21 protein-coding genes and 4 pseudogenes are annotated in these 23,020 nt (G+C 68.9%); 14 read left to right on the top strand and 11 right to left on the bottom strand.

Annotation, left to right across the window (positions count from 1 at the left end; all coding sequences use genetic code 11):
• Positions 1 to 163: 163 nt before the first annotated feature.
• The 7 genes from E6R62_RS22495 to E6R62_RS22465 all read left to right on the top strand — a co-directional run bounded on the left by E6R62_RS22495 (position 164) and on the right by E6R62_RS22465 (position 9,138).
• Positions 164 to 1,156 carry an aldo/keto reductase gene (locus E6R62_RS22495; protein WP_136215316.1) on the top strand — a complete coding sequence of 331 codons (993 nt, stop codon included), beginning with the start codon at positions 164 to 166 and terminating at the stop codon, positions 1,154 to 1,156.
• A gap of 93 nt (positions 1,157 to 1,249) precedes the next feature.
• A complete protein-coding gene (locus E6R62_RS22490) occupies positions 1,250 to 2,914 on the top strand; it encodes a GH3 auxin-responsive promoter family protein (protein ID WP_240801820.1) in 1,665 nt (554 codons plus the stop codon).
• 17 nt (positions 2,915 to 2,931) lie between these two features.
• Positions 2,932 to 3,813 carry an alpha/beta hydrolase gene (locus tag E6R62_RS22485; RefSeq protein ID WP_136215315.1) on the top strand — a complete coding sequence of 294 codons (882 nt, stop codon included), beginning with the start codon at positions 2,932 to 2,934 and terminating at the stop codon, positions 3,811 to 3,813.
• A complete protein-coding gene (locus E6R62_RS22480; RefSeq protein ID WP_206308807.1) occupies positions 3,806 to 5,029 on the top strand; it encodes an enolase C-terminal domain-like protein in 1,224 nt (407 codons plus the stop codon). The genes E6R62_RS22485 and E6R62_RS22480 overlap by 8 nt, the downstream gene beginning before the upstream one ends.
• The gene (locus tag E6R62_RS22475) at positions 5,026 to 6,783 is read left to right on the top strand and encodes a thiamine pyrophosphate-binding protein (RefSeq protein WP_136215314.1); all 1,758 of its coding nucleotides are present in this window, start codon (positions 5,026 to 5,028) and stop codon (positions 6,781 to 6,783) included. Before E6R62_RS22480 ends, E6R62_RS22475 begins: the two co-directional genes overlap by 4 nt.
• A gap of 58 nt (positions 6,784 to 6,841) precedes the next feature.
• Positions 6,842 to 7,753 (top strand): FAH family protein, encoded by a 912-nt coding sequence (locus E6R62_RS22470; RefSeq protein WP_136215313.1) that lies wholly within the window; start codon positions 6,842 to 6,844, stop codon positions 7,751 to 7,753.
• Positions 7,750 to 9,138, top strand: a complete 1,389-nt coding sequence (locus E6R62_RS22465; protein ID WP_136215312.1) for a hypothetical protein — start codon at positions 7,750 to 7,752, stop codon at positions 9,136 to 9,138. The genes E6R62_RS22470 and E6R62_RS22465 overlap by 4 nt, the downstream gene beginning before the upstream one ends.
• Here the strand turns inward: E6R62_RS22465 and E6R62_RS22460 are convergent.
• Entirely contained in the window at positions 9,065 to 9,448 is a 384-nt protein-coding gene (locus E6R62_RS22460; protein ID WP_136215311.1) for a helix-turn-helix transcriptional regulator, read from the bottom strand. The genes E6R62_RS22465 and E6R62_RS22460 overlap by 74 nt on opposite strands.
• A 276-nt stretch (positions 9,449 to 9,724) precedes the next feature.
• Between E6R62_RS22460 and E6R62_RS22455 the strand changes: the two genes are divergently transcribed.
• The 4 genes from E6R62_RS22455 (at position 9,725) to E6R62_RS22440 (ending at position 13,412) form a co-directional block, all read left to right on the top strand.
• The gene (locus E6R62_RS22455) at positions 9,725 to 11,152 is read left to right on the top strand and encodes an MFS transporter (protein WP_136215310.1); all 1,428 of its coding nucleotides are present in this window, start codon (positions 9,725 to 9,727) and stop codon (positions 11,150 to 11,152) included.
• 28 nt (positions 11,153 to 11,180) lie between these two features.
• Positions 11,181 to 11,573, top strand: a complete 393-nt coding sequence (locus tag E6R62_RS22450) for a 5-carboxymethyl-2-hydroxymuconate Delta-isomerase (RefSeq protein ID WP_136215309.1) — start codon at positions 11,181 to 11,183, stop codon at positions 11,571 to 11,573.
• Positions 11,574 to 11,619: 46 nt separating this feature from the next.
• Positions 11,620 to 12,342, top strand: coding sequence for an SDR family oxidoreductase (locus tag E6R62_RS22445; RefSeq protein WP_136215308.1), 723 nt, complete (start codon positions 11,620 to 11,622; stop codon positions 12,340 to 12,342).
• A 428-nt stretch (positions 12,343 to 12,770) separates the two neighbouring features.
• A complete protein-coding gene (locus E6R62_RS22440; protein WP_136215307.1) occupies positions 12,771 to 13,412 on the top strand; it encodes a carbonic anhydrase in 642 nt (213 codons plus the stop codon).
• A 12-nt stretch (positions 13,413 to 13,424) separates the two neighbouring features.
• Here E6R62_RS22440 and E6R62_RS22435 read toward each other — a convergent pair whose 3' ends face one another.
• Together E6R62_RS22435 and E6R62_RS22430 are read right to left on the bottom strand one after the other, a co-directional pair.
• Positions 13,425 to 14,402 carry an L-threonylcarbamoyladenylate synthase gene (locus tag E6R62_RS22435; protein ID WP_136215306.1) on the bottom strand — a complete coding sequence of 326 codons (978 nt, stop codon included), beginning with the start codon at positions 14,400 to 14,402 and terminating at the stop codon, positions 13,425 to 13,427.
• Between the two features lie 230 nt (positions 14,403 to 14,632).
• A pseudogene (locus E6R62_RS22430) lies at positions 14,633 to 15,413 on the bottom strand (transposase); the annotation flags it as partial.
• Positions 15,414 to 16,055: 642 nt separating this feature from the next.
• Between E6R62_RS22430 and E6R62_RS22425 the strand changes: the two are divergent.
• The gene (locus E6R62_RS22425; protein WP_136215305.1) at positions 16,056 to 17,051 is read left to right on the top strand and encodes a YncE family protein; all 996 of its coding nucleotides are present in this window, start codon (positions 16,056 to 16,058) and stop codon (positions 17,049 to 17,051) included.
• A 487-nt stretch (positions 17,052 to 17,538) separates the two neighbouring features.
• Positions 17,539 to 18,420: pseudogene (locus tag E6R62_RS22420) on the top strand (IS5 family transposase).
• A 15-nt stretch (positions 18,421 to 18,435) separates the two neighbouring features.
• Here the strand turns inward: E6R62_RS22420 and E6R62_RS22415 are convergent.
• The 6 genes and pseudogenes from E6R62_RS22415 to E6R62_RS42200 form a co-directional block, all read right to left on the bottom strand.
• The gene (locus E6R62_RS22415; RefSeq protein ID WP_136215304.1) at positions 18,436 to 18,786 is read right to left on the bottom strand and encodes a hypothetical protein; all 351 of its coding nucleotides are present in this window, start codon (positions 18,784 to 18,786) and stop codon (positions 18,436 to 18,438) included.
• A gap of 527 nt (positions 18,787 to 19,313) precedes the next feature.
• On the bottom strand, positions 19,314 to 19,739 hold the full coding sequence (locus E6R62_RS22405) for a hypothetical protein (protein WP_240801819.1): 426 nt from the start codon (positions 19,737 to 19,739) through the stop codon (positions 19,314 to 19,316).
• The gene (locus E6R62_RS41005; protein WP_240801818.1) at positions 19,678 to 19,875 is read right to left on the bottom strand and encodes a MerR family DNA-binding transcriptional regulator; all 198 of its coding nucleotides are present in this window, start codon (positions 19,873 to 19,875) and stop codon (positions 19,678 to 19,680) included. The genes E6R62_RS22405 and E6R62_RS41005 overlap by 62 nt, the downstream gene beginning before the upstream one ends.
• Positions 19,876 to 19,898: 23 nt before the next feature.
• Entirely contained in the window at positions 19,899 to 20,153 is a 255-nt protein-coding gene (locus E6R62_RS41000; RefSeq protein ID WP_240801817.1) for a transposase, read from the bottom strand.
• A 188-nt stretch (positions 20,154 to 20,341) separates the two neighbouring features.
• Positions 20,342 to 20,611, bottom strand: coding sequence for a hypothetical protein (locus tag E6R62_RS39690; protein WP_168714133.1), 270 nt, complete (start codon positions 20,609 to 20,611; stop codon positions 20,342 to 20,344).
• 65 nt (positions 20,612 to 20,676) lie between these two features.
• Positions 20,677 to 21,003, bottom strand: a pseudogene (locus E6R62_RS42200) (AAA family ATPase); the annotation flags it as partial.
• Positions 21,004 to 22,014: 1,011 nt separating this feature from the next.
• Between E6R62_RS42200 and E6R62_RS22390 the strand changes: the two are divergent.
• A complete protein-coding gene (locus E6R62_RS22390) occupies positions 22,015 to 22,368 on the top strand; it encodes a hypothetical protein (RefSeq protein WP_240801816.1) in 354 nt (117 codons plus the stop codon).
• Between the two features lie 114 nt (positions 22,369 to 22,482).
• Here the strand turns inward: E6R62_RS22390 and E6R62_RS39685 are convergent, their stop codons facing one another.
• Positions 22,483 to 22,620: a hypothetical protein gene (locus E6R62_RS39685; protein WP_168714132.1), complete on the bottom strand. Its 138-nt coding sequence runs from the start codon at positions 22,618 to 22,620 to the stop codon at positions 22,483 to 22,485.
• Positions 22,602 to 22,814: pseudogene (locus E6R62_RS40995) on the bottom strand (hypothetical protein); the annotation flags it as partial. The pseudogene E6R62_RS40995 and the gene E6R62_RS39685, both read right to left, overlap by 19 nt.
• Positions 22,815 to 23,020: the final 206 nt, after the last annotated feature.

The raw sequence follows: 23,020 nt of genomic DNA, 5'->3' as shown, positions 1-23,020 counted from the left end.
GGGCGCGCCGATCGCAGACCGTCGATGTGAGTCTGATCTCAAGTAAACAGTTGAATCGCAGTACATGTTTGTGCTTCAGTTCCGGTTCGTGAGGGGCGTGATCTGGCCTCCCCCGCCCAGGTCGGCCCCTCACCCCACCGACCACGCGAATGAGGAGTGACGCATGCTTAAGTTCAGGAAGTTGGGCAGCCAAGGTCTGGAGGTCTCCGAACTGGGCCTCGGTTGCATGGGGATGAGCCAGTGGTACGGCGCGACCGATGACCGCGAGTCCATCGCCACCGTGCACCGGGCGCTGGAGCTGGGCTACACCCTTTTCGACACGGCCGAGGCGTACGGCCCCTACGACAACGAGGTCCTGCTGGGCGAAGCCCTCAAGGACCGCCGCGAGCAGGCCGTGATCGCCACGAAGTTCGGCTTCCCCATGAAGCTCAAGGACGGCACGACAGCCGAGGCCGACAGTCGGCCATCACACATCATCGAGGTCGTCGAAGCCTCGCTGAAGCGACTGGGCACGGACTACATCGACGTGCTCTACCAGCACCGTGTCGACCCAAGGGTCCCCATCGAGGAGGTCGTCGGGGCGATGTCCGAACTGGTGGAGCAGGGCAAGGTGCGCTACCTGGGCCTGTGCGAAGCCGGCGCGAACACCGTCCGCCGGGCCCATGCCGTCCATCCCCTTTCCGTCGTACAGAGCGAGTTCTCCGTCTGGGAGCGCAACCTCGAGGACGACGTGCTGCCGGTACTGCGCGAACTCGGCATCGGACTCGTCGGCTTCTGCCCGCTTGGCCGGGGCTTCCTCACCGGCGGCGTCCTGCGCGCCGAGGACTATCCGCAGGATGACTTCCGCCACCACGACCCGCGTCTACAGGGGGCGAATTACGACCAGAACACGGCGATCGCCGACACCGTGCGTGAGATCGCCCAGGCCCGTGGCCTCACCCCCGCTCAGCTGGCCATCGCCTGGGCGCTGCACCAGGGGGAGGACATCGTGCCGATCCCCGGCACCAAGCGGCGCACCTACCTGGAGGAGAACACCGTCGCCGCCGGGGTCAAGCTCGACGCAGAGACGCTGGCCGCGATTGACACGATGGTCCGCCCCGGCCAGGTCGCCGGCCCCCGCTACAACGACCGAATGATGGCCTACATCGACCGCTGACCCCGCGCGGTCGCTCTCCCCTCACCCGTCCCATGACGTTCGAACCGTTTCCGGGCCGCTCGGCTTCGGATCCAGACCCCTCCGGGAGCAGTTGTGGACACACCCCATTGGCAGAAGCACTGGCAGGAGCGCCGCGAACCGTTCCTACAGGAGTGCCGGCAGGCCCGTCAGGAACTGCTGCTGGACCTCAAGGACCCGCAGACCGCCCAGCGCCGCGTACTGGCCGATGTGATCGACATGAGTGCCGGATCCCTCCACTGGCGCGAACACGGCTATGACGCCGTCGCCTCCGACCACGACCGGTTCCGCTCGGTCCTGCCGATCATGCGCTACGAGGACTTCGTCCCCGAGATCGAGCGCGAGACCCGCACCAAGGGCGGCACTTTGACCTGCAGCCCGGTCGTGCGCTGGCTCAAGACCAGCGGCACCACCGGAGTGCCCAAGCGCGTTCCCTACACCCTCCACTGGCTTCTCACCTACCGCATCCCCGCGATGAAGGCCATGTGGGGCACGTACCTGGAGCACCACCCCGAACTCCTGGCCCACCCGTACGCCACCCTCGACACCCAGACCGTCCGCGAGGACGTCTTCGACTTCGTGCACGGCATTGGGCACCAGGCCGTCAGTAACCGCCACCCCCAGATCAACAGCCGTGATTGGAACCCCCCGTGGTTCGAATCCCCCTGGTTCGGACCCGACGTGCCGACCGGCCATGAGGGCCGCATGTACCACCGACTGCGCCACCTCGTGGGCAAGGACCTGCACTACATCTCTTCCATCAACCCCAGCACCCTCATCTCCATGCGCGACCTCGTGGCGGCGCACGGCCCGGCGCTCGTCCGCGACCTGCGCGAGGGCACCCTCGAAGGCCGACCGTACACGGCACCCGACGAGCAGGCGGCCGCGCACCTGGAACGGGTCCTGGCTACAGCGGACTTCACGCTGAAAGACCTCTGGCCCTCCCTGACCCTCTACACATGCTGGCTTTCGGCCTCGGCCGGACTGTACGCGGCCAAACTCGACGCGGTGTTCCCCGGCGTCGCCAAATTGCCGTTCATGAGCTGCGGCACCGAGGGCGTCACCACCATCCCCGTCGACGACTCGCTCCACAGCCAGCCGTTGGCGGTCGGCCAGGCGTTCTTCGAGTTCGTGCCGGCCGAGGTGCCACTGGGCGAGCTGGTCGACTCGGGAGAACGGATCGAGACCCTGCTGGTCCACGAGGTCGAGCAGGGCCGCGACTACCACCTGATCATGTCGCAGGGCAACGGCCTCTACCGGCTGTGGACCGGGGACGTCTACCACGTGGACCGGGTTGTCGACGGCACGCCGTGGGTGCACTTCGTACACCGCGACGGGATCTTCCACTCCTTCACCGGCGAGAAGATCACCGAGGCCCAGGTCACCGAGGCCATCACACGGGGCCTGGCCACCAGCGGGTTGAGTACGGGGCTCTACATGTGTGGCCCGCGCTGGGGCACTCCGCCCCGCTATGTCGTCGTCGCCGAGGTACCGGAGCCTTCCGCCGGGCTCGACAGCGCGCTGTCCACGGCCGTCGACAGCGCCCTGCACGAGATCAACATCGAGTACGCGTCCAAGCGGGACAGCGGACGGCTCGCGCCACTGGAGGTGGTCAGCGTCCCGCGCGACGCCATCTCCGCGTACATCGAAAGCCGCCGCCAAGCCGGGAACGCCACTCAGTACAAGTACAAGCCGTTCCAGAGCGACATCGACTTCGTCGATGCAGTCGCCCGACGTTGAAGGGGACTCAGACACAGATGATCGACACCAAGAGGCCGCCGCAGAACATCCGCCGGGAGATCATCGGATTGCCGGTCGACGGCACGGATCTCGCCCTCCACCTGTGGCGGCCGCGCGGGGACGTCAAGGGTGCCGTGTTCTACTTCCACGGCCTGCAGTCACACGCCGGTTGGCTGTGGGAGGTCGGACCCCAGTTCGCCGACAATGACATCGCCTTCTTCGTACTCGACCGGCGCGGCAGTGGCATCAGCGGCGGCCCCCGGCACGAACTCCCCGACGCACAGACCGTCCTCGGCGACTACACGGTCGCCCTCGAGCACGTACGCACCCTGATCGGCGACGAGGTGCCGCTCTCGCTCTTCGGCCACTGCCTGGGCGGGTCCTTCATGGCCGCCCTCATGCACCACCCCGGCTTCATCACCCGCTACGACGCGGCCGTCTTCTGCTCGTCCTGGCTCGGCAAGCTGCACGCCACGCACAGTGAGGAGGAGCGGCAGCGACTCGCCGCCGACACCAGCACCGAGCTGTGGGACGCGGGCCTGAGATCCGCGGATTTCACCGACGAGGCGCGCCACCGGCACTTCATCGACAACGACGACCTCGCGGTCCGGCTGCTGACCCGCCGCTCGCGGGCGACCCTGCTCCAGCTGGAGCGCATGTACACGGTCCCGCAGCGCACACTGCCATCGGTCCCGGCGGCCTTCGTCTCCGGCATCAGCGACCCCATCGTGGACCTCGACGACGCGCAGCGCACCTTCCTGCGGATGACCGCCAGTGACGGAGCCCTCATCCAGTTCGCCACCGACAAGCACTATCTCTTCTACACCGATGTCCGCGCCCGCCTGGTGGACTGGGCCTCCGCCTTCACCCTGCTGCAGGGGCTCGACCGCAATGCCTGAGCATTCATCGGCGGACCTGTACCGGGTCCGGCTGCCCATGACGGTCGCCTTCGACCACCCCGCGCGGCGGCGATCGGCCTCCGACAGCCTCGTCCTGCGCCTGGAAGTCGACGGCATGCGGGGCATAGGGGAATGCGCTCCGCGACCGTACGTCACCGGTGAGACCACGGACTCCGTCTCGGCCGAGTTGCAGGGCCTGCCCCTTGAGGACGTCGCCGCCACCTTGCGGCATACGGATCCGGCCGACCTTCTCGACCGGCTCCTGCGCGAAGGGGTCGCCGACACGTTCGGCCTGCGCGGCGGGAACAACCTGCTGTGTCTGCTGGAGACCGCGCTGCTCGATCTGCTCGGCAAGCGGCTCGCGCTGCCCGGCGTGGACCTGGTGCCCGGTGGCCCGCGGGACGCGGTGGCCGAACGTCCCGGGTCCCTGCCGGTCTCCCAGGTTCTCGATCTCAGCCTCGACACCGACGAGTTCCTCGCCACCCGCGGCCCGTTCCACTTCGTCAAGATCAAGGCATCGCGTGACATGGCGCAGGACGTCCGCACGGTGGCGCGGCTCCGCGCACAGCTCGCGGACACCGTCCCGATCATGGTGGACGCCAACATGAGCTGGAGCGGGGACGAGGCCCCCCGGCACGTGCGGGCCCTCCGGGACGCCGGAGCCACACTCGTCGAGGAGCCCCTGCCCAAGGGCGCCTGGGAAGCCCTCGGCCGCTTGCGCGCGGACGTCGGCCTCCCGATCATGTTGGACGAATCCGTCTGCACCCTCGACGACGCGCGAGCAGCCGTCGCCCACGGTGCCTGCGACGCGTTCAACATCCGGGTGGCCAAGAACGGTGGCCCGGTCGCCGCCGCCCGGCTCGCGGCCTTCGCCCGCGCGCAGGGCCTCGGCTTCCAGATCGGCGTTCAAGTCGCCGAAGTGGGCCCACTCGTCAATGCCGGACGGGCGCTCGCGTTCCGTCACTGCGACGCCCTGACCGTGGAAGCCGGCCAATCCGACCGGTTCTTCCCCGAGATGATCGTCTCGCCGCGTCCCGCCGTGTGTCGGGTGACGAACACCATCTCACCTCCGGCCGGCCACGGCTTCGGACTCGACCTCAACGACCACGCCGACCGCTGGGCGGTGGCGCGCCGCATCGAGGGCGACCCGCTCTGGCACCCCGCGGCAGACGAGGGCGCCGCTCCCCGTACCGAACGCATTGAGGAACACGCATGACGACCACATACTTCTCCGACCTGATCGTCGAGTTCCTGCACCAGCAGGACATCGACACCGTCGTCTTCAACCCCGGCGCCTCGTTCCGCGGGGTCCACGACTCGCTCGTCCACGCCGAAAACGCGGGTATCGCACCAGACATCGTGATGGCATGCCACGAGGAGATCGCCGTGGCGATCGCCCACGGCTACCACAAGGCGAGCGGACGCCACATGGGCGTTTTCGTCCACGCCAATGTCGGGCTGCTGCACGCCTCCATGGCCATCTTCAACGCCTGGTGCGACCGGGTGCCGCTCTTCATCCTCGGTGGCAACGGCCCCGTCGACGCGGGAAAGCGGCGTCCCTGGATCGACTGGATCCACACCTCGCAGAACATCGAGTCCGTCGTCAAGGACTATGTGAAGTGGTGTGACCAGCCCATCGGCCAGCGCGCCACGGTGGAGTCCCTCACCCGGGCCTTCAAGCTGATGAACACACCGATGCATGCACCGGTGTTCGTCGCCCTCGACTTCGACACCCAAGAGGAGCCCCTGCGGGAAGGGGTACGTCTTCTCCCCGCGGGTGCGACCGAACCCACCCGGCTGCCTCCGCTCGACCAGGAGACGCTGGGTTACCTCTCCGAACGATTGCTCGCTTCCCGCATGCCCGTACTCATCGTCGACTTCTCCGGGCGCGACCCTCGGACGGTGGCCCCGCTCGTCGCCCTCGCCGAGGCACTGGGCCTGGCCGTGGTCGACCGAGGCAACCGTCTGAACTTCCCCAACACCCACCCGCTCAACGTCAGTCACACGGGCACAGAGGTGCTCGCGGACGCCGATCTGGTGATCGCCCTGGAAGTCCAGGACCTCGTCGGAGCACTCGGCGCCTTCCTGCCCCTCACGAACCAGGGCACGCCTGCCAACGGCGCCGAGCTCGTCACGATCGGATTCAACGAACTCCTCACCAGCAAGTGGGCTGCTGACTACCAGCAGTTCGTGCCTGTCGACCGGTCGATCGCCGCCGACACGGGTGCCTCGATCGCTGCCCTGCGCTCCCTGGCCGAAGATCCGGCAGGACCCTTCGCCACGGAGGCTTTCACCGAGCGCCGTACCGAGCGGACCGAGACCCTCGCCGCCGTCCACACCCGCGCCCGTGCGCAGTGGTCGCTCCAGTCCCAAGAGCTCAAGAACCGAGAGCACATCCATGTCGCCGGCGCCCTCGACGAGATCCACCGGGCCGTCCGCGACGAGGAATGGGTCCTCACGAACACCGGCAGCCTGACCATCGACGGCTGGGTCAAGAAGTTGTGGCCCTTGGAGCGACCCGGCAGCTACCTGGGCCTCAACGGCGGCGGCGGACTCGGCTACGGACTGGGCGCCTCGGTTGGCGCGGCCCTTGCCCACCGGGAGGACGACACGCTCTGCATCGACCTCCAGGCGGACGGCGACTTCCTTTACACGCCGAGCGCGCTGTGGACGCTCGCCGCCCAGGACGCGCCGCTGCTGGTCGTCGTCATGAACAACCGGCTCTACCTCAACTCAACTCAGCACGCCGAGCGCATAGCCGGCCACCGCGACCGCGACATCGACCGCGCGCACATCGCCACCAGCTTCTACGACCACCCCGTCGACTTCGTGTCCATGGCCCGGTCGTACGGAGTCCACGCCCTGCCTCGGGTCGAGAAGATCGGCGATGTCGCCCCGACCATCCGCGAGGCAGTGGCCCACCTGAAGGCGCACCGCAAGCCGGTTCTTGTCGAAATCCTCATGGATTGATCCCCGGCATCGACCCCCTCACGCCCCTTCCATCCGCCTTCCGACAGGAGATCCCACCGTGACAGTGCTCTTCGAATGCACCTTTGACAACGCCCGCCACATCGGACTGGGCGTCCCCTCCGACGACGCGCCGCTGCGCCTGAACCGCCTGCGCGAGGACGATTGCCCCGCCGCCCTCTTCACCCGGACCCGCGACGAGGACGACCGCGCCGCGGCCCTCACCGCCCTGCTGGCGGAGCGACCCGTGGTCGAAGTTCCGGCCGACGCGCGTCACCAGGTGCGCATGCGGCCACCCCTGCTGCCCGAACACGTCGGCGATGCCTTGGTCAGCGGCTTCATGATGACCCACAACGTCAAGATCGACGTCTCGGCGCAGGACCAGCCCAACTGGTTCGTCAAGGGTCTCGGTGACGCCCTGAAGGTGCCGGGCGAGCCCCTCTCCGTCCCCGCGGACGCGGTTGCCGTGTGTGAAGAGGCGGAGGTCGTTCTGGTGTACGTCGGCGACGAGGACGGCGCGCCACGTTACGCCGGATACACCTTCGGCAACGACCTCACGGACATTGGCCGGTTCAAGCAGCACGCCGGCCACCTCTCCTACGCCAAGCTGTGCGACGCGGGCATTGCCCCCTGGATGCACCTGGGGGCCCCGCCGCGCACGGCGGCCGGCGAGGTCGTCATCGAGCGCAACGGCGCCACGGCATGGAAGGGTGCCTTCACCACCGGAACCGACGCCATCCACTATGACGTGGCCGCGATCATGGATCGTCTCTTCGCCCACCGGGCCCTGCACCGGCCCGGCCGCGTGCACTACGTCTACATCGGCGCCGACCGGAGCAGCTTCCACGGCGGCTTCCGGGCCGCCGACGGCGACCGCGTCACCATCGACGTGAGCAGCCACGGCGTCCGGATGTCCCACTCCCTGGCGTGGACGCGGCCGGGCGTAGCCCGGGGGCAGGAGTGGGGTCGGTGAGCGCCGCGGGTCTGCCCCGCAGGCTCAGTGACATCGAGGCGTCGTTCGCGTACACCCACGCCCTGATGCGCGGCACCTCACAGGTCACGACCCTGCTCTCGCTCCGTGGCGACCTGCCCGCCGGCGCGCTGGAGCGGGCGGTGAGCCGGTGGGTGCAGGACGTCCCGGTCCTGCGGCTGCGGATCGAGGAGCGCCGGGACGGGCTGTGGTTCCGTGAGGAACCGAACCTGCAGCCAGCCCAGTTGGGGTACGGCCTGCTCGGCCCGTCGCACACGCCGGACGACGTCTTTCGACAGGAGTTGAACGACATCCTGCCCACAGGCGGTCCTCTGTGGCGGTTGCGCGCTGTCAGCGAGCCGAGCTCCGGCGCCACGGAGGGGCAGGGCGCACCGGGCCGGACCCACCTCTACTTCACCCGCAACCACGCGATCTCGGACGGACACTCCACGGGGGCCCTACTGCGCGCGCTCCTTGATCAGCTGGACGGGCCGGCGCCCAGGACTCCGGCGGGGGTGTCAGCGCATCCCCGGCCGTACGAGGACGTACGCCGTGTCCCGCCGAACGCCGACGGGTTGGACTACCGTGCGCCCGGTGCCGCCACCGGATCTCCGGTGCCCGAGGAGATCCGGCCGCTGCCGGCCCTTCCGTTCGCATCCGTCGCTCCCTGGGCCGAGCGCACGGCCGACTTCGTACCCCTCGCGCTCTGCCCGGAGCAGAGTGCGGCGCTGAGGTCGTGGTGCCGCGCGCACGAGGTGACGGTCAACCAGTTCCTCGGCGCTGCCTTCGCCAGGGCCTATGCCGAGGTCGCGGGCCGACCGGAGGTCCGGCTCCTGACCGCGGTCTCCCTGCGCGGGCGGTACCCGGGGCCGGCCGCCCTCCCGGACGTCGGTTGCTTCATCAACGTGGTCGGCGTACCCGTGGCACTGGACACCAACGGCCCGGCCACGGCCGCGCGCCGCTACGGCGCCGCGCTGCGGGACGCGGACGCGCGTTGGCGGCCGCCTCGGCGGGACCACTCGGCGATCCGCCGGGCCGTGGAGGTGGCGGCCGCCGGAACCGATGCCCCGGGGGTCTGCATCACGAACGTGGGGGTGGTCGACCCGGCGTTGGGTACGCACGCGGCGCGGGTCACCGAATTCCGTACGGTCGTCAACCGTACGGGAGCCAACTACGGCCTGGTCCTGCACGTCGCGACCTTCGCCGGGTCGATGTCGCTCTCCGTGGCCTACGGCGTTCCGGCCACGGACCCCGCCGTGGCGTCGGCAGTGGCCGCAGCGCTGTACGACCGTGTGCTGCGGCCCACCGAGGACCCTAATCCGTTCCCAGTACCAGTTCGAGCAGCCCGGGAAAGCGCTCGTCGAACTCGGGCCGCCGCAGCCGGTTGAGTCTCTTGGCCCCGGCGTCACGCTGCTCCAGCAGCCCGGCGTCCCGCAGGACCGCGAAGTGCCGGCTGAGGGTCGCCTTGGTTACCGGCACGTCGAAACTCCCGCACGAACGCTGCCAGTCACCGGCCCCGGCCAGTTCCCTTACGAGTGTGCGGCGGACCGGGTCGGCCAGCGCGAGGAGGGCAGCCTCCAGGGGCACCTCGCGAGGGTCGGTGTGGACCGGCGGCACGCGGTGGCTCGTTGCCGCCGCGTCGTGTGCCGCGGCCGGGTGCCGGCTCTCTGGCGCGGACTGCGCGTGTGCTGCCGCCATGGCGGCTCTCCGTCCCGTCGGGGTGTCCGGATCACACCGGGCACCGATTGCAGAGTGTTCGTTGCCATGCGTACACTCTCTGGTGTTCGTTCTTCAGCGAACAGTCTATGTGTGCAGGCACGATCCCGTGATGCCTGCCAGGGCCCCATCTGCTGCGGCCCCCGGCCGCACTGCAGTTACACCCGGCGTTGGGAACGGCCTGGCCGGCACGGTACGCCGCCGCCCGGACCCGTACCCAGCCCCGTCCCCGCCCCCATTCAATGAAAGGCAGAGCACATGAGTCGCCATGACCCCTCCGCCGCGGCCCGGCCGGGCCCGACCCTCTTCGCCGCCTGCCTGGGCTTCGTGGTCGTCATTCTCGACGTCAGCGTCGTCAACGTCGCCACCAAGGCCCTCGCCGGAGAATTCGGCGGCAGCCTCTCCGGCCTGGAGTGGGTGATCAACGGCTACACCCTCACCTTCGCCGCCTTCCTGCTCACCGCCGGAGCCCTGGGCGACCGCTTCGACCCCAAGCGCATCTTCATCCTCGGCTTCGCCATCTTCGCCCTCACCTCACTGGCCTGCGGCGCCGCCCCGTCCCTGATCACCCTCATCGCGGCGCGCGTCCTCCAGGGCATCGGGGCGGCCATGATCGTGCCCTCCTCGCTGTCCCTCGTGAACACCAACTTCCCCGACCCCGCCCGCCGCACCCGCGCCGTAAGCCTCTGGGCCGCCGCCGGCGGCCTCGCGCTCGCCCTCGGCCCGGTCGTCGGCGGACTGCTGGTGGACTGGCTCGGCTGGCGCTCCATCTTCTACGTCAACCTCCCCATCGCCGCTGTCGGCATCCTGCTCACCCAGCTGTACGCACAGCCCGCTCCGGCCCGTGACCGCTCCCGCCGACGCTCCCTCGACCTGCCCGGCCAGCTGCTCGCCGTCATCGGCCTCGGCAGCCTGACCACCGCCATCATCGAGGCCAACGCCCAAGGGTGGGGGTCCGCCCTGGTCGTCACCTGCCTGGCGGTCTTCGCCGCCGCGCTGATCGCCTTCCTCACCGTCGAACACCGCAGCGCCGACCCGATGCTGCCGCTCCACCTGTTCGGACGCCACGCGTTCAGTGCCACCTCACTCATCGGCGTCCTGCTCAACTTCGCCTTCTACGGCCTCATCTTCGTCTTCAGCCTCTTCTTCCAGCAGGTGTGGGAATACTCGCCGATCACCGCCGGCCTCGCCTTCCTTCCCATGACCGCCGCCATCATGGCCGCCAACTTGGCCTGCGGCCCGCTGGTCAAGCGCCACGGCGCCCGGCGCGTCCTGCTCGCCGGCAACACCCTTGCCGCGCTCGGCTACCTGGCCGTCCTGCCCGCAGTGGGCTCCGGCTCCTACCCGGCCCTGGTCGTACAGTTCCTGGTCGCTGGCTTCGGTATCGGCCTGGTCGTCCCCGCCATGACCAACGCGATGCTCGGCGCGGTCGACCCGGCCAACGGCGGGATCGCCTCCGGCGTCCTCAACGCCTCCCGCCAGCTCGGCGGCCTCATCGGAGTCGCCGCCATGGGACTGCTCGTCGGGCAGGCCGCTTCCGGCCACTTCCTCTCCGGTCTGCGGGCCGCCCTGGCCTCAGCCGTCGTCGCCCTGGCCGTCGCCGCCGTGCTGAGCGCAACCGGTATCCGCAAGGCCGCTGCCCCCGTGCCGGCCGCCCCCGCCCCGGCGGCTTCCATCGCCCGCTGACGGCCCTCACCTCCCGAAAGGCACGCCAATGCCGCACCTCGCCCTCGAGTACTCGTCCAACGCCCGCGACCCGTTCGACGCAGCCGTCGTCTTCGCCGAGATCCACACCGCGCTCGCCGTCGCCGGCGGCTTCCGCCTCCAGGACTTCAAGAGCCGCGCGGTGCGCATGGACTCCTACGCCATCGGCGACGGCAGCCGCGAACAGTCCTTCGTCAATCTCGACGTACGCACGTTCGCCGGCAAGTCCCCTCAGACGAGGGCTGCCATCGCCGAGACCGCCCTCGCCGTCCTCACCCGGGCCTTCGCGCGGACCCTGCGCGAAACCTCCTGCGACATCTCCGTACAGATCACCGAACTGGACCGGGCCTCCTACGCCCGGACCCGGTCCGGGGAACTACCCGGAACCGCGACCGCGGCATGACGCCCGAAGCCCCTGCCCTCCCACCACAACTGGAGACAGATCACTCATGAACACCTACGAGGGGCAGCGCGCCCTCATCGTCGGCGGCACCTCCGGTGTGGGCCTCGCCACCGCCCGCGCATTCGCCGCCCGCGGCGCCGAGACCATCATCGCCTCCCGCTCTCCGCACAAGCTCAAGGCAGCGCTCGCCGAACTGGCCCCGCTCGCCGGCAAGTCCAGCGCCCAAGCGCTCGACATTCGCTCCGACACCGAGGTCGAGCAGTTCGCCGCGGCAGCCGGCACCTTCGACCACGTCGTCGTGTCCGCCGCCGAAACCCCCATGGGCCGCGTCGACACCCTCACCCAGGCCGACGCCTACGCCGCCATGGACAGCAAGTTCTGGGGCGCCTACCGCATCGCCCGTTCCGTGTCCGTCGATCCCTCGGGATCTCTGACCCTGGTCGCAGGCTACCTCTCGCAGCGCCCGGGCAAAGCCACCGCGCTGCAGAGCGCCATCAACGCGGCCATGGAGGCGCTCGTGCGCGGTCTGGCCCTGGAGTACGCTCCCCTGCGCGTGAACGCCGTCTCGCCCGGTTTGCTGCGCACCCCCCTGTGGGACGGCCTCGACACCGAGGCGCGCGACGCCATGTACGAGGCCGCCGCCGCCCGGCTGCCCGTACGCCGCGTCGGCGACCCCGCCGACGTCTCCTCGGCCGTCCTCTTCCTCGCCGACAACCCGTACGCCACGGGCTCGACGGTCTACGTCGACGGCGGCGGAACGATCGCCTGAGTTGCGGTGGATCCGGCAGCGTCGTTCGGGTGCGCAGCCCCGGTCCGGTGAAGGCAGGGGATCGGCAAAAGAGTGCTGCGCCGATGGCGAGTGGTGCGCCGATGCCTGTGAGGAGGGCGGCCCAGAAGGAGGGCGTCACGTCAGCGTCGGACTGCTGGACACCGTCCTGGGCGTCGGTGGCCCGTCTGGGCCGGGGCGGGTGGGTGAGGGCAACTGTGCGCGTGGCGTGCGGTGGGGTCCAGTTCTCGGGAACTACCGTTTCGTGGCTGGACAGATTCGCGGGGCTTGACAATGGCCCAGATTGTGGCTCGGTTTCGGTGACGCCCATGCCCGATGAAGCTGGTCCGCACCGCCCACCTCGCCAGGCGTCGCCCGCCCCGGCGGGACCAGGTGGTGCGACGGCTGGGGCCGCCTCGTAGGCTGCCGCCATGACGGAGATCCACAACCCGACGCCGCGCGACGCCTTCGACCTGCTCATGGCCGGTAACCAGCGCTTCGTCGCCGGCGCCCCCGAGCACCCGAACCAGGACGCCACCCGCCGCACGGAGACCGCACCGTCCCAGCAGCCCTTCGCGGTGCTGTTCGGATGCTCCGACTCCCGGCTGGCCGCTGAGATCATCTTCGACCGCGGCCTGGGCGACCTGTTCGTGGTCCGCACCGCGGGACATGTCGCCGGCACGGAAGTCCTTGGTTCCATCGAGTTCGGCGTGAGTGTGCTCCACGCGCCGCTGGTCGTCGTCCTCGGCCACGATTCGTGCGGTGCTGTCGCCGCGGCCTGCTCCGCTCTGGAGAACGGGCAGACGCCGGGCGGCTTCGTCCGTGACGTGGTCGAACGGGTTACCCCGAGCGTGCTGGCCGCCCGCGCCGCCGGACGCGAGAGCGCCGAGGAGATCCTGGCCGAGCACATTGAGCACACCGTGGACCTGCTGCTGGAGCGCTCCCGCGTCCTGGCCGAGGCGGTCGCCGCAGGCCGCCTCGCCGTGGTGGGGCTGTCCTACCGACTGGCCGACGGCAGCGCGAAGCTCGTCGCCACCCGCGGCCTTGACGCGGCATTGCCCACCACGTCCTGATCGAAGTGGACGTCACGCTGGGGGCCGGGGCCCGGCAGCCCGAAGGAGCCGGTTGGCGATCGCGAGCCCCAGGCCTTCCTCGACCGGCAAGGCCGCGACGATGAGGTCGCACCCCCGCTCGTCGAGCTCGCGCAGGAACCCGTACAGCCCACGCGCGTAGGCGTCCATCGAACCGGGGAGGGCCACGAGGGCGTGGGCCTTGACCGTAGCGCCCGCGAAGGAGGGTGGAAGAAGGACGCCCACCTGGTGCCCCAGCTCCTGCGCCAGCTCGGCTTCGGTCACGACCTTCTCCGGCTCGACGAGGACGACCCGCGCCCTTGGGGCGTAGTGCGAGGGGTGCTGGCCCGGCACCCGGACACGACTCGTCGAGGGCACCGCGAGCGGGAACCCCAGCACTGCTTCGAGGTCCTCGCGCGTCACACCGCCGGGCCGCAGGATGCTCGGCGTCTCGTTCGTGACGTCGACGATGGTCGACTCGACGCCGACCTGGCAGGGGCCGCCGTCCAGGACGAAGTCGACGGCATCACCCAGCTCCGCACGGACGTGGTCCGCGGTGGTGGGGCTGACCGATCCGAACCGGTTGGCGGACGGGGCCGTGATGCCACCGCCGAAAGCCGTCAGCAGCGCGCGGGCTACGGGGTGGTCGGGCACGCGGACAGCCACTGTCTCCAGCCCCCCGGTCGCCTCCAGCGGCACCCGCCGGCCGCGCCGCAGGACCAGCGTCAGCGGCCCGGGCCAGAAATGATCGGCCAGCAGGCGCGCCGCCGCGGGCACGGTCTCGACCCAGTCGTCCAGATGCTCCGCGTCGGCGATGTGAACGATCAGCGGGTGGGACGGCGGTCGTCCCTTGGTCTGGAAGATCCGCGCGACGGCGACAGGGTCCTCGGCGTTGGCGCCCAAGCCGTAGACGGTTTCGGTCGGGAGGGCCACCAGGCCGCCAGCGCGCAGCACACCGGCTGCCTTTTCGATGTCATGAGTGCTTGCCGTCACCCCAGTGATTTTAGGCGGCTGCAAGGGCTGCGACGCATCGAAAGTCCACCGTGCACAACGCGCGTGGTGACCGTATAGGACGCGGCGCGGCACCCGGGCCCCTGCTACGGAGGCGTCTCCAAGATCGCCCGCAGCCCCAAGTACCTGGCCAAGGAACTCGATGCCACGCTCAACAGCGGCCCCGAACAGCGCATCGAAAAGGTGGCCTCAGGGCCTGTGTGATGTCGTGATCATTGGGTGGTTTTCAGCAGGTCGTCGATCGAGATCATTGTGGCGCGTAGGTGGAGCTGTCTGGTGTCTTGTCGTATCGGGTGGCGATGCCCCGCCAGGCCTTCAGCTTGTTGATCAGGCGTTTGACCATGTTCCGCTGTTTGTAGAGGTCGGCGTCGTGACTGACGGGGCGGCCGCCTCGTGTCTTCTTGCGGTTGGCGGCCTGGTCCTTCTTCTCGGGGATGACCTTGATGCTGCGTCTGCGCAGGTAGGAGCGGTTGCCGGTGGGACGAGTAGGCCCTATCCGCGGCGACCGCGCCGGGCGTCGTGCGGGGACGGCCCACAGGCAGGCGGACTCTCACCCTCTTCAGGACGGGGATGAACTGCGGTCCCCGGCCTGTCCGGCGGTCAGGGCCAGCGCGAGCGGACGGCATCTGTGGTCCGCGGCGGGGTGAATCTTGCTGGTCAGCCCGCCCCGGGACCTGCCGAGTAGGGCCTCCTTCAGGCGGAGGCTGCGTCGGCGTCGGAGGCGCCGACGCCCGGCCTGTCCGTTCTGTTCCTCCGTGCCGCCCCTTTTTGTCGGGCTGTCTCCTGCTCCTGCGCGGCTTGTTCCAGAGCAGACATGAGGTGCTTGCTGACGCGGAGCCCTGCGGCGTCGTGGTGAGCGCGGACCGTGGTGGAGTCGACGCTGACCAGCGACAAGTCCGTCGTGCCGACGCGGGCACCCTCGGCGATCAGGCCTTCCAACAGGGCGGTGAAGACACCGGTGTCCCGCCACACCCGATAGCGTCCGTAGACAGTGAGCCTTTTCCATGCTCTCTCTGAGCTGGTCAGATGCAGGGTGAGGACGGCCTGGACGAGGCTGGTGATCCGGGTGTCTGCCTGCGGCGCTCCGCTTCCTGGAGGACCCGCTTGTGCTTCCGCGGCTTCCGGGGGCCCGCCCATGTGGGGGCTGAGGTCGCCGGCCAGCAGCCTGGTGAGAGCACTGGGGTAGGCGTTTTCGGCGCACTCGAGCAGGTGCAGGGGGACTGTGAGTTCGCACGGGCGGAGATGCAGGTGGGTCAGGGCGCCTGCCGCGCCGGAGACCAGTGCCCAGCGCATACGGCTCTCGTAGGCTCGTCTGTGCAGTTCCGCGAATCGGATCCGGGGTCTTCGAACTGACCGGGCTGGGCGGGGAGATAGGCGGCTGTTCGCTTCCGCCGGTGCGCGACTCCGGGTGACGGCCGAAGGCCCAGTGCCATCCCCCGTCGCGTGCTGCTCAGGCTGGCACTCTTCCGGGTGACTGACGTACAGATCCGCTGACGACTGGTCAGTTGCGGCGGTACACCGGGTGGCACGAGAGACCATCACGTCGATCCGGAGGTCCACGTGCACTTTCAGCGATCCGCTGTACGGCGAACCATCACGGTGGCCATCACGTCAGGGCTGGCACTCCTGGCGCCCGTGCCTGCCACGGCTGGCCCGAAGCCGCCGCCGCAGCAGAAGGAATACGCCTACGTCACCAGCCTCGACGGCCACGTGTACCCGATCGACACGAGTACCAACAAGGTCCAGGGGCTCGGGACCACCGCCGTCGGCGGTGGCCCCGACCAGGTGGCGATCACCCCCGACAACACCCGTCTCTACGTGACCAACGCCTTCAGGTACGTGTCGGCGGTCAACATCGCCAAGCAGAGCGTCACGGACATCCTGTACGACAAGGACGAGCTTTCTCCCGACAGCCTTTACGGGGAAGCGATGGCCCCGGACGGCAAGCACGTCTACGTGGCCGTCCAGAACCCCTTCGACGGGGACAAGGTGTCGGTGATCGACACCACCACCAACCAAGCCTCCGCCACCATCAAGGTCAGCAGGCCCGACCAGGTGGCGATCGATCCCGGCGGCAAGCGCCTCTACGTGGCCGACAGCAAGGGCAGCCTGTCCGTGATCAACACCGCCGACAACCAGCTCATCGCCACCATCCGCCTCAACGAAGCGGCCAACGGCATGGCGATCAGCCCGGACGGCAAGCGCCTCTACGCGACCGGCAACAGCGGCAACGTCTCGGTCATCAACCTTGCGAAGCAGAAGATCGTCCGCACCATCCCCGGTGCCGGTACGGGCGGGCTGGCGATCAGCCCCAACGGCAAGCGGGCCTATGTGGTCGGCGTCGACAACAAGATCATTCAGGGCAAGGTGTCCGTGATCAACCTGAAGACCAACAAGGTCACCAAGACCATCCCGATCGGCGACATCCCGCCGTCCACCGGGTCGGGCAGGTACTTCCGTCCGTCGGAGGTAGGCCTCACCCCCGACGGAAAGAGCGCCTATGTGGTCGGCTCCTACGGCAACGGGACACCCCAGGGAACCGTGTTCGCGATCAACACCGCAACCAACGCCGTGACCCCCATCACCGTCGGCGCCGGCAACACCATGGGGGTAGCCGTCGGTCGACTGTGACGGCGACACGGGCGCTCGGCAGATCCAGGCGCCACGCGCTTCCTACCGACGAAATCCGAACATGACGCCTTTGCCTCCAACGGCACCCAATGAGCCTTTTCAACCTGCTGGGTGGGTTGGGCAGTTTTGTCCACGAGAACGGGGTTCTGGCACAGATCTTGGGGAGTAGTCGCAGAGGGTTACTGCGGGAGGTTTCGCTGTGTTTCCCCGGTTCCATCAGATCAGCGGTATCGGCAGCAATCGCGCTCCGGTGTGCCCGGCTGGGCTTGTCTCTTCGGCGGAACGGCAAGGTTGGGGTGCACAGTTCCTCAGGCCGACGGTCCCGGGGGAGCGCCAGCGATTTCCTTGTCACGACCTCGCCAACGCTGTACGACTCGCACCTGGACGTGGGCGTCAGCCGGGGCGGTGACGATCCGCCCAGCGCTGATGGCTAGGGCCTGTCCGGCGGATCATGTGACTCCCTCAGGCTTGAGTCGTTGGCATGTTCATGGAGCGGGGAGATCTCACGGACGAGGAGTGGGTGCAGCTGCAAGCCGCACCTGCCGAAATCCGGGCAGCGGGGCGGGCGCTGGGAGAGTCATCGCAGGGTGATCAACGGTATTTGCTTCCGGCAGCGCACCGGGGTGCCGTGGCGGGATCTGCCTGCGCGGTTCGGCAAGTGGAAGACCGTGTATGAGCGGCACAGACGCTGGTCGGCGGACGGCACGTGGGACAAGATCTTTGCAGCCGTACTGGCCGGCGCCGACGCGGAAGGCCGCATCGACTGGTCCATGGTGTCCGTGGACTCCACCACCTGCCGGGCTCACCAGCACGCCGCCGGAGCTCGTAGGAGGTCCCCGCGGGTGCCGGGGAAAGGCGCACGCCCCGGCAGCACCGCCCTGACGAGGGACTCGGACGCTCCCGGGGCGGCCTCACCTGCAAGATCCATCTGGCTGGGGAAGGCGGGCGCCGCCCCTTGGCCCTGCTGATCACTCCGGGCCAGTGGGGCGATGCCCCGCAGCTCATCCCTGTCATGGAACGTATCCGTGTCGGCCGCCTCGGCGGCGGGCGTCCCCGCACCCGGCCGGACCATCTCGGCGGTGACAAGGCGTACTCCTCGCGCCGCAACCGCCGCTACCTGCGCAGACGGCAGATCAAGCACACCATCCCCGAGCCGAACAACCAGCGGGCCAACCGCAAGCGCCGCGGCAGCCAAGGCGGGCGGCCCGCCGGCTTCGACAGGATGGTCTACAGGCGCAGGAACGAAGTGGAGCGGACGATCAACGCCCTGAAAAACTTCCGGGCCGTGGCCACGAGGTTCGACAAGCGCGCCTACGTCTTCCAGGGCACCATTACCGCTGCCGCGATCCGACTGTGGCTCAGGACGTGATCGGGCAGCCGGGATTCAGAGCCATCGCTGTGCCGCCTCGACGCTGTCCCCGCCACTGGTGTTGAACGCAATCGCGGCTTGGGGCGCATGGCGCCGGACCAGGTTCACGATCTGTTCGAAGAGCGGAAGCAGCGGCTCGGTCTTGCGGATCCCGGCGCCGACGACCACGACATCCCACGGCTGCTTGGTCAACGATGCGACGAGGGTGGACTCGGCCGATTCGTCGAACACGACCAGCGTCATGGCCGCGTCGATGCCGTGCTCACCGAACCGGGCGAGCTCCGCGTCGAGCGCCGCACGAAGAGCCTCTCCGTCAACGCCAGGTATCGCTTGCGGGTCGTAACCAACAACAAGTGCAGAAGACATGCAGCCACCCTAACCGAGCCCTGCTGAACATGATCCGTCGGACAGGACCTAGACCAGGCCGTCTGCCTCAGTCCTGCCCCGCGGTGATACGGCCTGCGGGTCCGAATCGGTGTGGCCGCGATTTACATGGCGGCCATTTTGTGCGCCACCGGGCACCGCGGACCATTTCACGCCGCCATCCATGGAACACGGCAGGTGTGGGGGGCCATTCCCTCTGGACACAAAGTCTTGATCACTGTCTTGCGGATCGCCCGCCATGTCCGCAGGGAACACATCAAGTGGACGCGCAGCTCGATCAGTTGCCGTGCGTCGCTGCTCTGAGCAGGATGTTCCACGGCCCACTGTTCCGCCAGAATGTCGTACACGTCATCGGTTGACGGCTCGCTCCCGGGAAATGTGTGTGCGACGGTCTCACCGCTGATCCGGGCGCTCCGGGAGCCCACAGCGTCCTTGACGAGTTCTTGACCCATGCCAGCCCCTGCTCATCCGCGTACAGGCCGAACTTCAGGTCGCGCGTCCTCATTGCATCAGACCTTTGCGATTGTCGTCATCGCTCTTGGCGAAGACGGTGGTGAACCAGGAGTAAACGGGAGCAAGCGTTGGTGATGCGGCCATCCATTGATCATGGCCAGGAGCTGCCAGTAGCGCTCCGCGTGTGGGTTGGCGGTTGTCTGCAGGCGGGCGAGGAGCCAGCGGCGCAGATCGCTTTCGCCGGCACGCTCGAATGCGTGGGCGTAGAGGCCGCCCAGTGCGTCTGTAAAGGATGCGCCCTTGGCGGAGGCCGGCAGGAGGCCGGAGGATGCCGCTTCGTCGATTCGTTCACGCATCGCTTGGTTGAGAGCGTCGTGCAGGGTGCTGACGTCCTGCTGGAAAGGCTCTTCCGCCTGGTCTTCAGCTGTGCGGCGTATCGTGAGACGGAAGTCTGCGTTCTGGCAGAGTCCGGCGAGCTCCACCCAAGAGCCGGTATCCCGCCGGGCTCCGGTCGGTTGGCGGGACGATGCCCTTGTCGGAATAGAACCGGATGGTCTTCACCGTCAGGCCGGTCCGGCGGGATAGTTCTCCGATGGAATAGAGCGCGTCGCTGTCCATGGCCCGCAGCTTGATGTCTCCCCCTACGGGAGACTCAACCAGGGCCGGAGATGAAACCGGTCAGTGACCTGCAGAGCGTCGGGGGCACCGCGCCGGGCGCCCTCGGCGTAGGCGCCCGCCCGGTCCCGGCAGATGATCTCCACGCCGGGGTGGCAGATCAGCCAGGCGGCCAGCGGCCCGGCTTCACGCGTCGGGAGCACATCGACCACGCGATGGTCTTTGACGCTGGTCAAGACGGTGGAGTAGGTCTGGTCGCGGCGGATCGCGAAGTTGTCCACGCCAGCACCCGCGGCGTGCTGAACAGTGGATCGTGCCATGACCCTGCGTAACAAGGTCATCCGTCCCGCGCCGAAGCCGAGCTGGCTGGCCGGCCGGCCGCGAGAACGGCTCGGCGAACGTCCGGCGCGGGCAGTCCCCCGACCCGCAGATGAAGCGCCGGACCGTCAGTCGGATCACAAAGCCCTGATCAGCGAGCGATAGGTCCTTCAGCCTCCGCTGATATCGGTCGTGGACCCGGTCCGATGCGAGGGTCGGCGAAGGCCTCGAAGGCAGCCACCCGCAGCTCCTCGTCACGGCCCCACGCGGCCAGCAGGCCTTCGTAGTCCTCGGCTGCGACCGCCCAGAAATACGCGTGGACGCCGTCGGGGGAGGTGCAGCAGGCGAAGCGAACCTCGGGCAGGAGGTCACCGGCGGAGATGAGGACGTTGGTGAACCCCTCGGCAAGGAGGGCGTCCATCGTGGCGTCCTACGCCAGGGAGTGCTGCCAGCGCAGCACCTCGTCCGAGACCTCCCCCGCGGCCGGCGCGCGTTGTGCTTCCGGCAGGTGTCCAGGTCAGTCGTGAAGCGGATCGCGATGGCCGGGCGTCCGTGCCGACGAGCCAGCTCCAGAAGGTCAGCGCGCACCCGCGGTTCAACGTTCGTGGAGTCGATCAGCACCGTGTGGCCGGCGGTCAGGTGCTCGTCGGGGAGGCTGTTCTGGCGGGCTACCGCCGCCGGGGTCACCGGCTGGTCGCCCGCGTTGCCCCCGCTGGTCTCGCGGCGCAGTTCGTCCAGGCACACCACCGCGTCCACGGGGAAGACGGCGGCCAAGGTGGACTTGCCCGAGGTGGCGGCGCCGACGGCGACGATGAGCGTTCCGGGCGCGAGATCGGGCCAGCCGGGCCTCCTCGTGGGTTTTCATACCCACCTGTCCGGTCTTCTGGTGGGCGGCCTCGGGGTGTTCGCCACTGTTCGTGTCGTTGTCCGGGCCGGCGTCGGCCGGCCGTTGGAGAGCGAGGGCGACGGTGACCGTCGGGTCCAGCTTCAGCGCGTCCGGCAGCGGTTGGCGGAGCGCCTGCGGAAGGTGCCGCACCCGCAGGGCGAGCGCTGCCGCGAGGGCGGCCCGGTGCTCGACGGTGCGGCGCCACCGGTCGTCGGTGGTGCCGGCGGATTCGTGGAAGCGGGTCACAGCTCCGCCCCCTTCCGGGCGCCGGGGAAGGGCAGGCCGTTCGTCCGCGAGACGATGCGGTCGACGTACTCCTCTTTGTCGAAGGAGGGGTCGGCGCGGATTCCTCGGGGGTGCGGGTCCAGTCGGTCATGTCGCCGATCTCGCGGGCACCGCGCAAGGCGTCGTCCCGGGACGGGAAGGCCGCGAGCCCACGACCGGAGACGTGGCCGAGCCGCCAGGGGTTGGCGGCCCCGTCGGCCCCCTCCCGGAAGCCCGTGGGAATCTCGTAGACGTGCAGCCCACGCACCGGCTGCACCGACGCGAGGGTGATGGTGACGAGGGATCCGGGGAACCGCATCTCGTAGTCGCACTCCGGCAGGGCAGAGCCGTACGGGTCGACCTCGGAAAGGGTGTACCGGATCGGCTTGCCCAGGGCACGGGCGTAATCGATCTCCGAGCGGGTGGACTCCCCGATGTAGTCACCGACGAAAGCGCCTGAGTTCGCGAATACTGAGCACTCGGCGCCCGAACCTGGGCGTTCGTTGCCCCACCGCCCGGTGTGCCGGCGCCTCCGCCTGGACAGTGGTCGTAGCCGGCCCGGCTCCCGCCTCGGATACCGTGTTCCTCTACGGGGTGCCATAACGGATGTGACGCCCCCCACCGGAGGTAGTCAGCGTATGAGCTCAAAGCGCAGCAAGAATCCAGCCCTGCCCGTGCTTGACGACGCATTCCGACTCGAGTCGGTCAAGGACGCCGAAGAGTCCACCCGTGACTTGGCCGCGCGGCTGGCCACCACCGAGCTGCGCCGCGTTTCCCACCCGGGCCGGGTCACCTGGGAGCCCACCGATCAGGCCGAGCCCGTACCGGTCCCGCCGACTGTGGTCGACGGTGACGGGGACCTGTGGCTGCGGGACCGGGGCACTGGCACCTGGACCATGCCCGAGTTCAATCCGAAGGAGTTCCCGGCCCGCTGTGGCGAGGTTCTGACGTGGAACCAGCTTGCCCGCGAGTTCGGCCCGCTTACCGCACTGGCCGACGACCGCCGCATCGGCGGCGGCCGGCGCTGACCGCGCAGCCTTCTGGGATGACCGCTCCCCAGAAGCGCCCGTTACGGGTGGCTGGGAGCTGCAACTCACCGCCGAGCTCGACGATGGCGGCGAGCAGGTGAGCGTGGTGGTCGGTCACGATGTCTCCATGTTGCAGCCGGATACGTCGTCGCTGTCCGTGGGGTCGGGGTGGAAGAAGCGGGTGTAGTGGAGTCCGGTCTCCGGAGTGATGTTGAACACCGCGCATAGCTGCCGTCCACCGGGTCGGCCCACAGCGGGTGCGGCTCCTTCAGGTTGCAGCCCGGGCGGACGACGATCCGGCCGGCGACGGTCTCCTGGAGGTCCGCCTCGGTCATCTCGTTCATGAAGCGGGTGGACCCGCAGATGGCGACGATGACGGGCAGGCCGAGGCCTCGCTTCGCGGAGACGAGTTCCTGCTCAGGGCTGTGTAACTGCTGGTGAGGCATGGCGTTTCTCCTTCGGGGTTACGGCGGCTTAACCGTCGGTTGTGGTGTTGTCGGGGTGGCTCAGGGGAGCGGCACCCAGGTGCCGGTCAGTCGGTCCAGGGCCCGTTCAGGTGCCGTCACAGCTTCGTGGCGTTGCGCGGGATGCGGGTGCTCACGGCTGCTGGTCCCGTCGGCTGCTACCCCGTCACCGCCACCACCACATGGGC

Origin of the sequence: Streptomyces sp. A1136 (assembly GCF_004795055.1) — a bacterium.
In the GTDB taxonomy this organism is placed as follows: Bacteria; Actinomycetota; Actinomycetes; order Streptomycetales; family Streptomycetaceae; genus Streptomyces.
Note: the sequence above shows the minus strand (reverse complement) of the source record. Positions and strands in the feature narration are given on the sequence as shown.

What these genes read in the sequence shown, in the direction of transcription:
- E6R62_RS22495 (WP_136215316.1), top strand. Translation starts at nt 164, where the DNA reads ATGCTTAAGTTCAGGAAGTTGGGCAGCCAAGGTCTGGAGGTCTCCGAA.
- E6R62_RS22485 (WP_136215315.1), top strand. Translation starts at nt 2,932, where the DNA reads ATGATCGACACCAAGAGGCCGCCGCAGAACATCCGCCGGGAGATCATC.
- E6R62_RS22480 (WP_206308807.1), top strand. Translation starts at nt 3,806, where the DNA reads ATGCCTGAGCATTCATCGGCGGACCTGTACCGGGTCCGGCTGCCCATG.
- E6R62_RS22475 (WP_136215314.1), top strand. Translation starts at nt 5,026, where the DNA reads ATGACGACCACATACTTCTCCGACCTGATCGTCGAGTTCCTGCACCAG.
- E6R62_RS22460 (WP_136215311.1), bottom strand. Translation starts at nt 9,448, where the DNA reads ATGGCGGCAGCACACGCGCAGTCCGCGCCAGAGAGCCGGCACCCGGCC.
- E6R62_RS22455 (WP_136215310.1), top strand. Translation starts at nt 9,725, where the DNA reads ATGAGTCGCCATGACCCCTCCGCCGCGGCCCGGCCGGGCCCGACCCTC.
- E6R62_RS22450 (WP_136215309.1), top strand. Translation starts at nt 11,181, where the DNA reads ATGCCGCACCTCGCCCTCGAGTACTCGTCCAACGCCCGCGACCCGTTC.
- E6R62_RS22445 (WP_136215308.1), top strand. Translation starts at nt 11,620, where the DNA reads ATGAACACCTACGAGGGGCAGCGCGCCCTCATCGTCGGCGGCACCTCC.
- E6R62_RS22440 (WP_136215307.1), top strand. Translation starts at nt 12,771, where the DNA reads ATGACGGAGATCCACAACCCGACGCCGCGCGACGCCTTCGACCTGCTC.
- E6R62_RS22415 (WP_136215304.1), bottom strand. Translation starts at nt 18,786, where the DNA reads ATGTCTTCTGCACTTGTTGTTGGTTACGACCCGCAAGCGATACCTGGC.
- E6R62_RS41005 (WP_240801818.1), bottom strand. Translation starts at nt 19,875, where the DNA reads ATGGACAGCGACGCGCTCTATTCCATCGGAGAACTATCCCGCCGGACC.
- E6R62_RS39690 (WP_168714133.1), bottom strand. Translation starts at nt 20,611, where the DNA reads ATGGACGCCCTCCTTGCCGAGGGGTTCACCAACGTCCTCATCTCCGCC.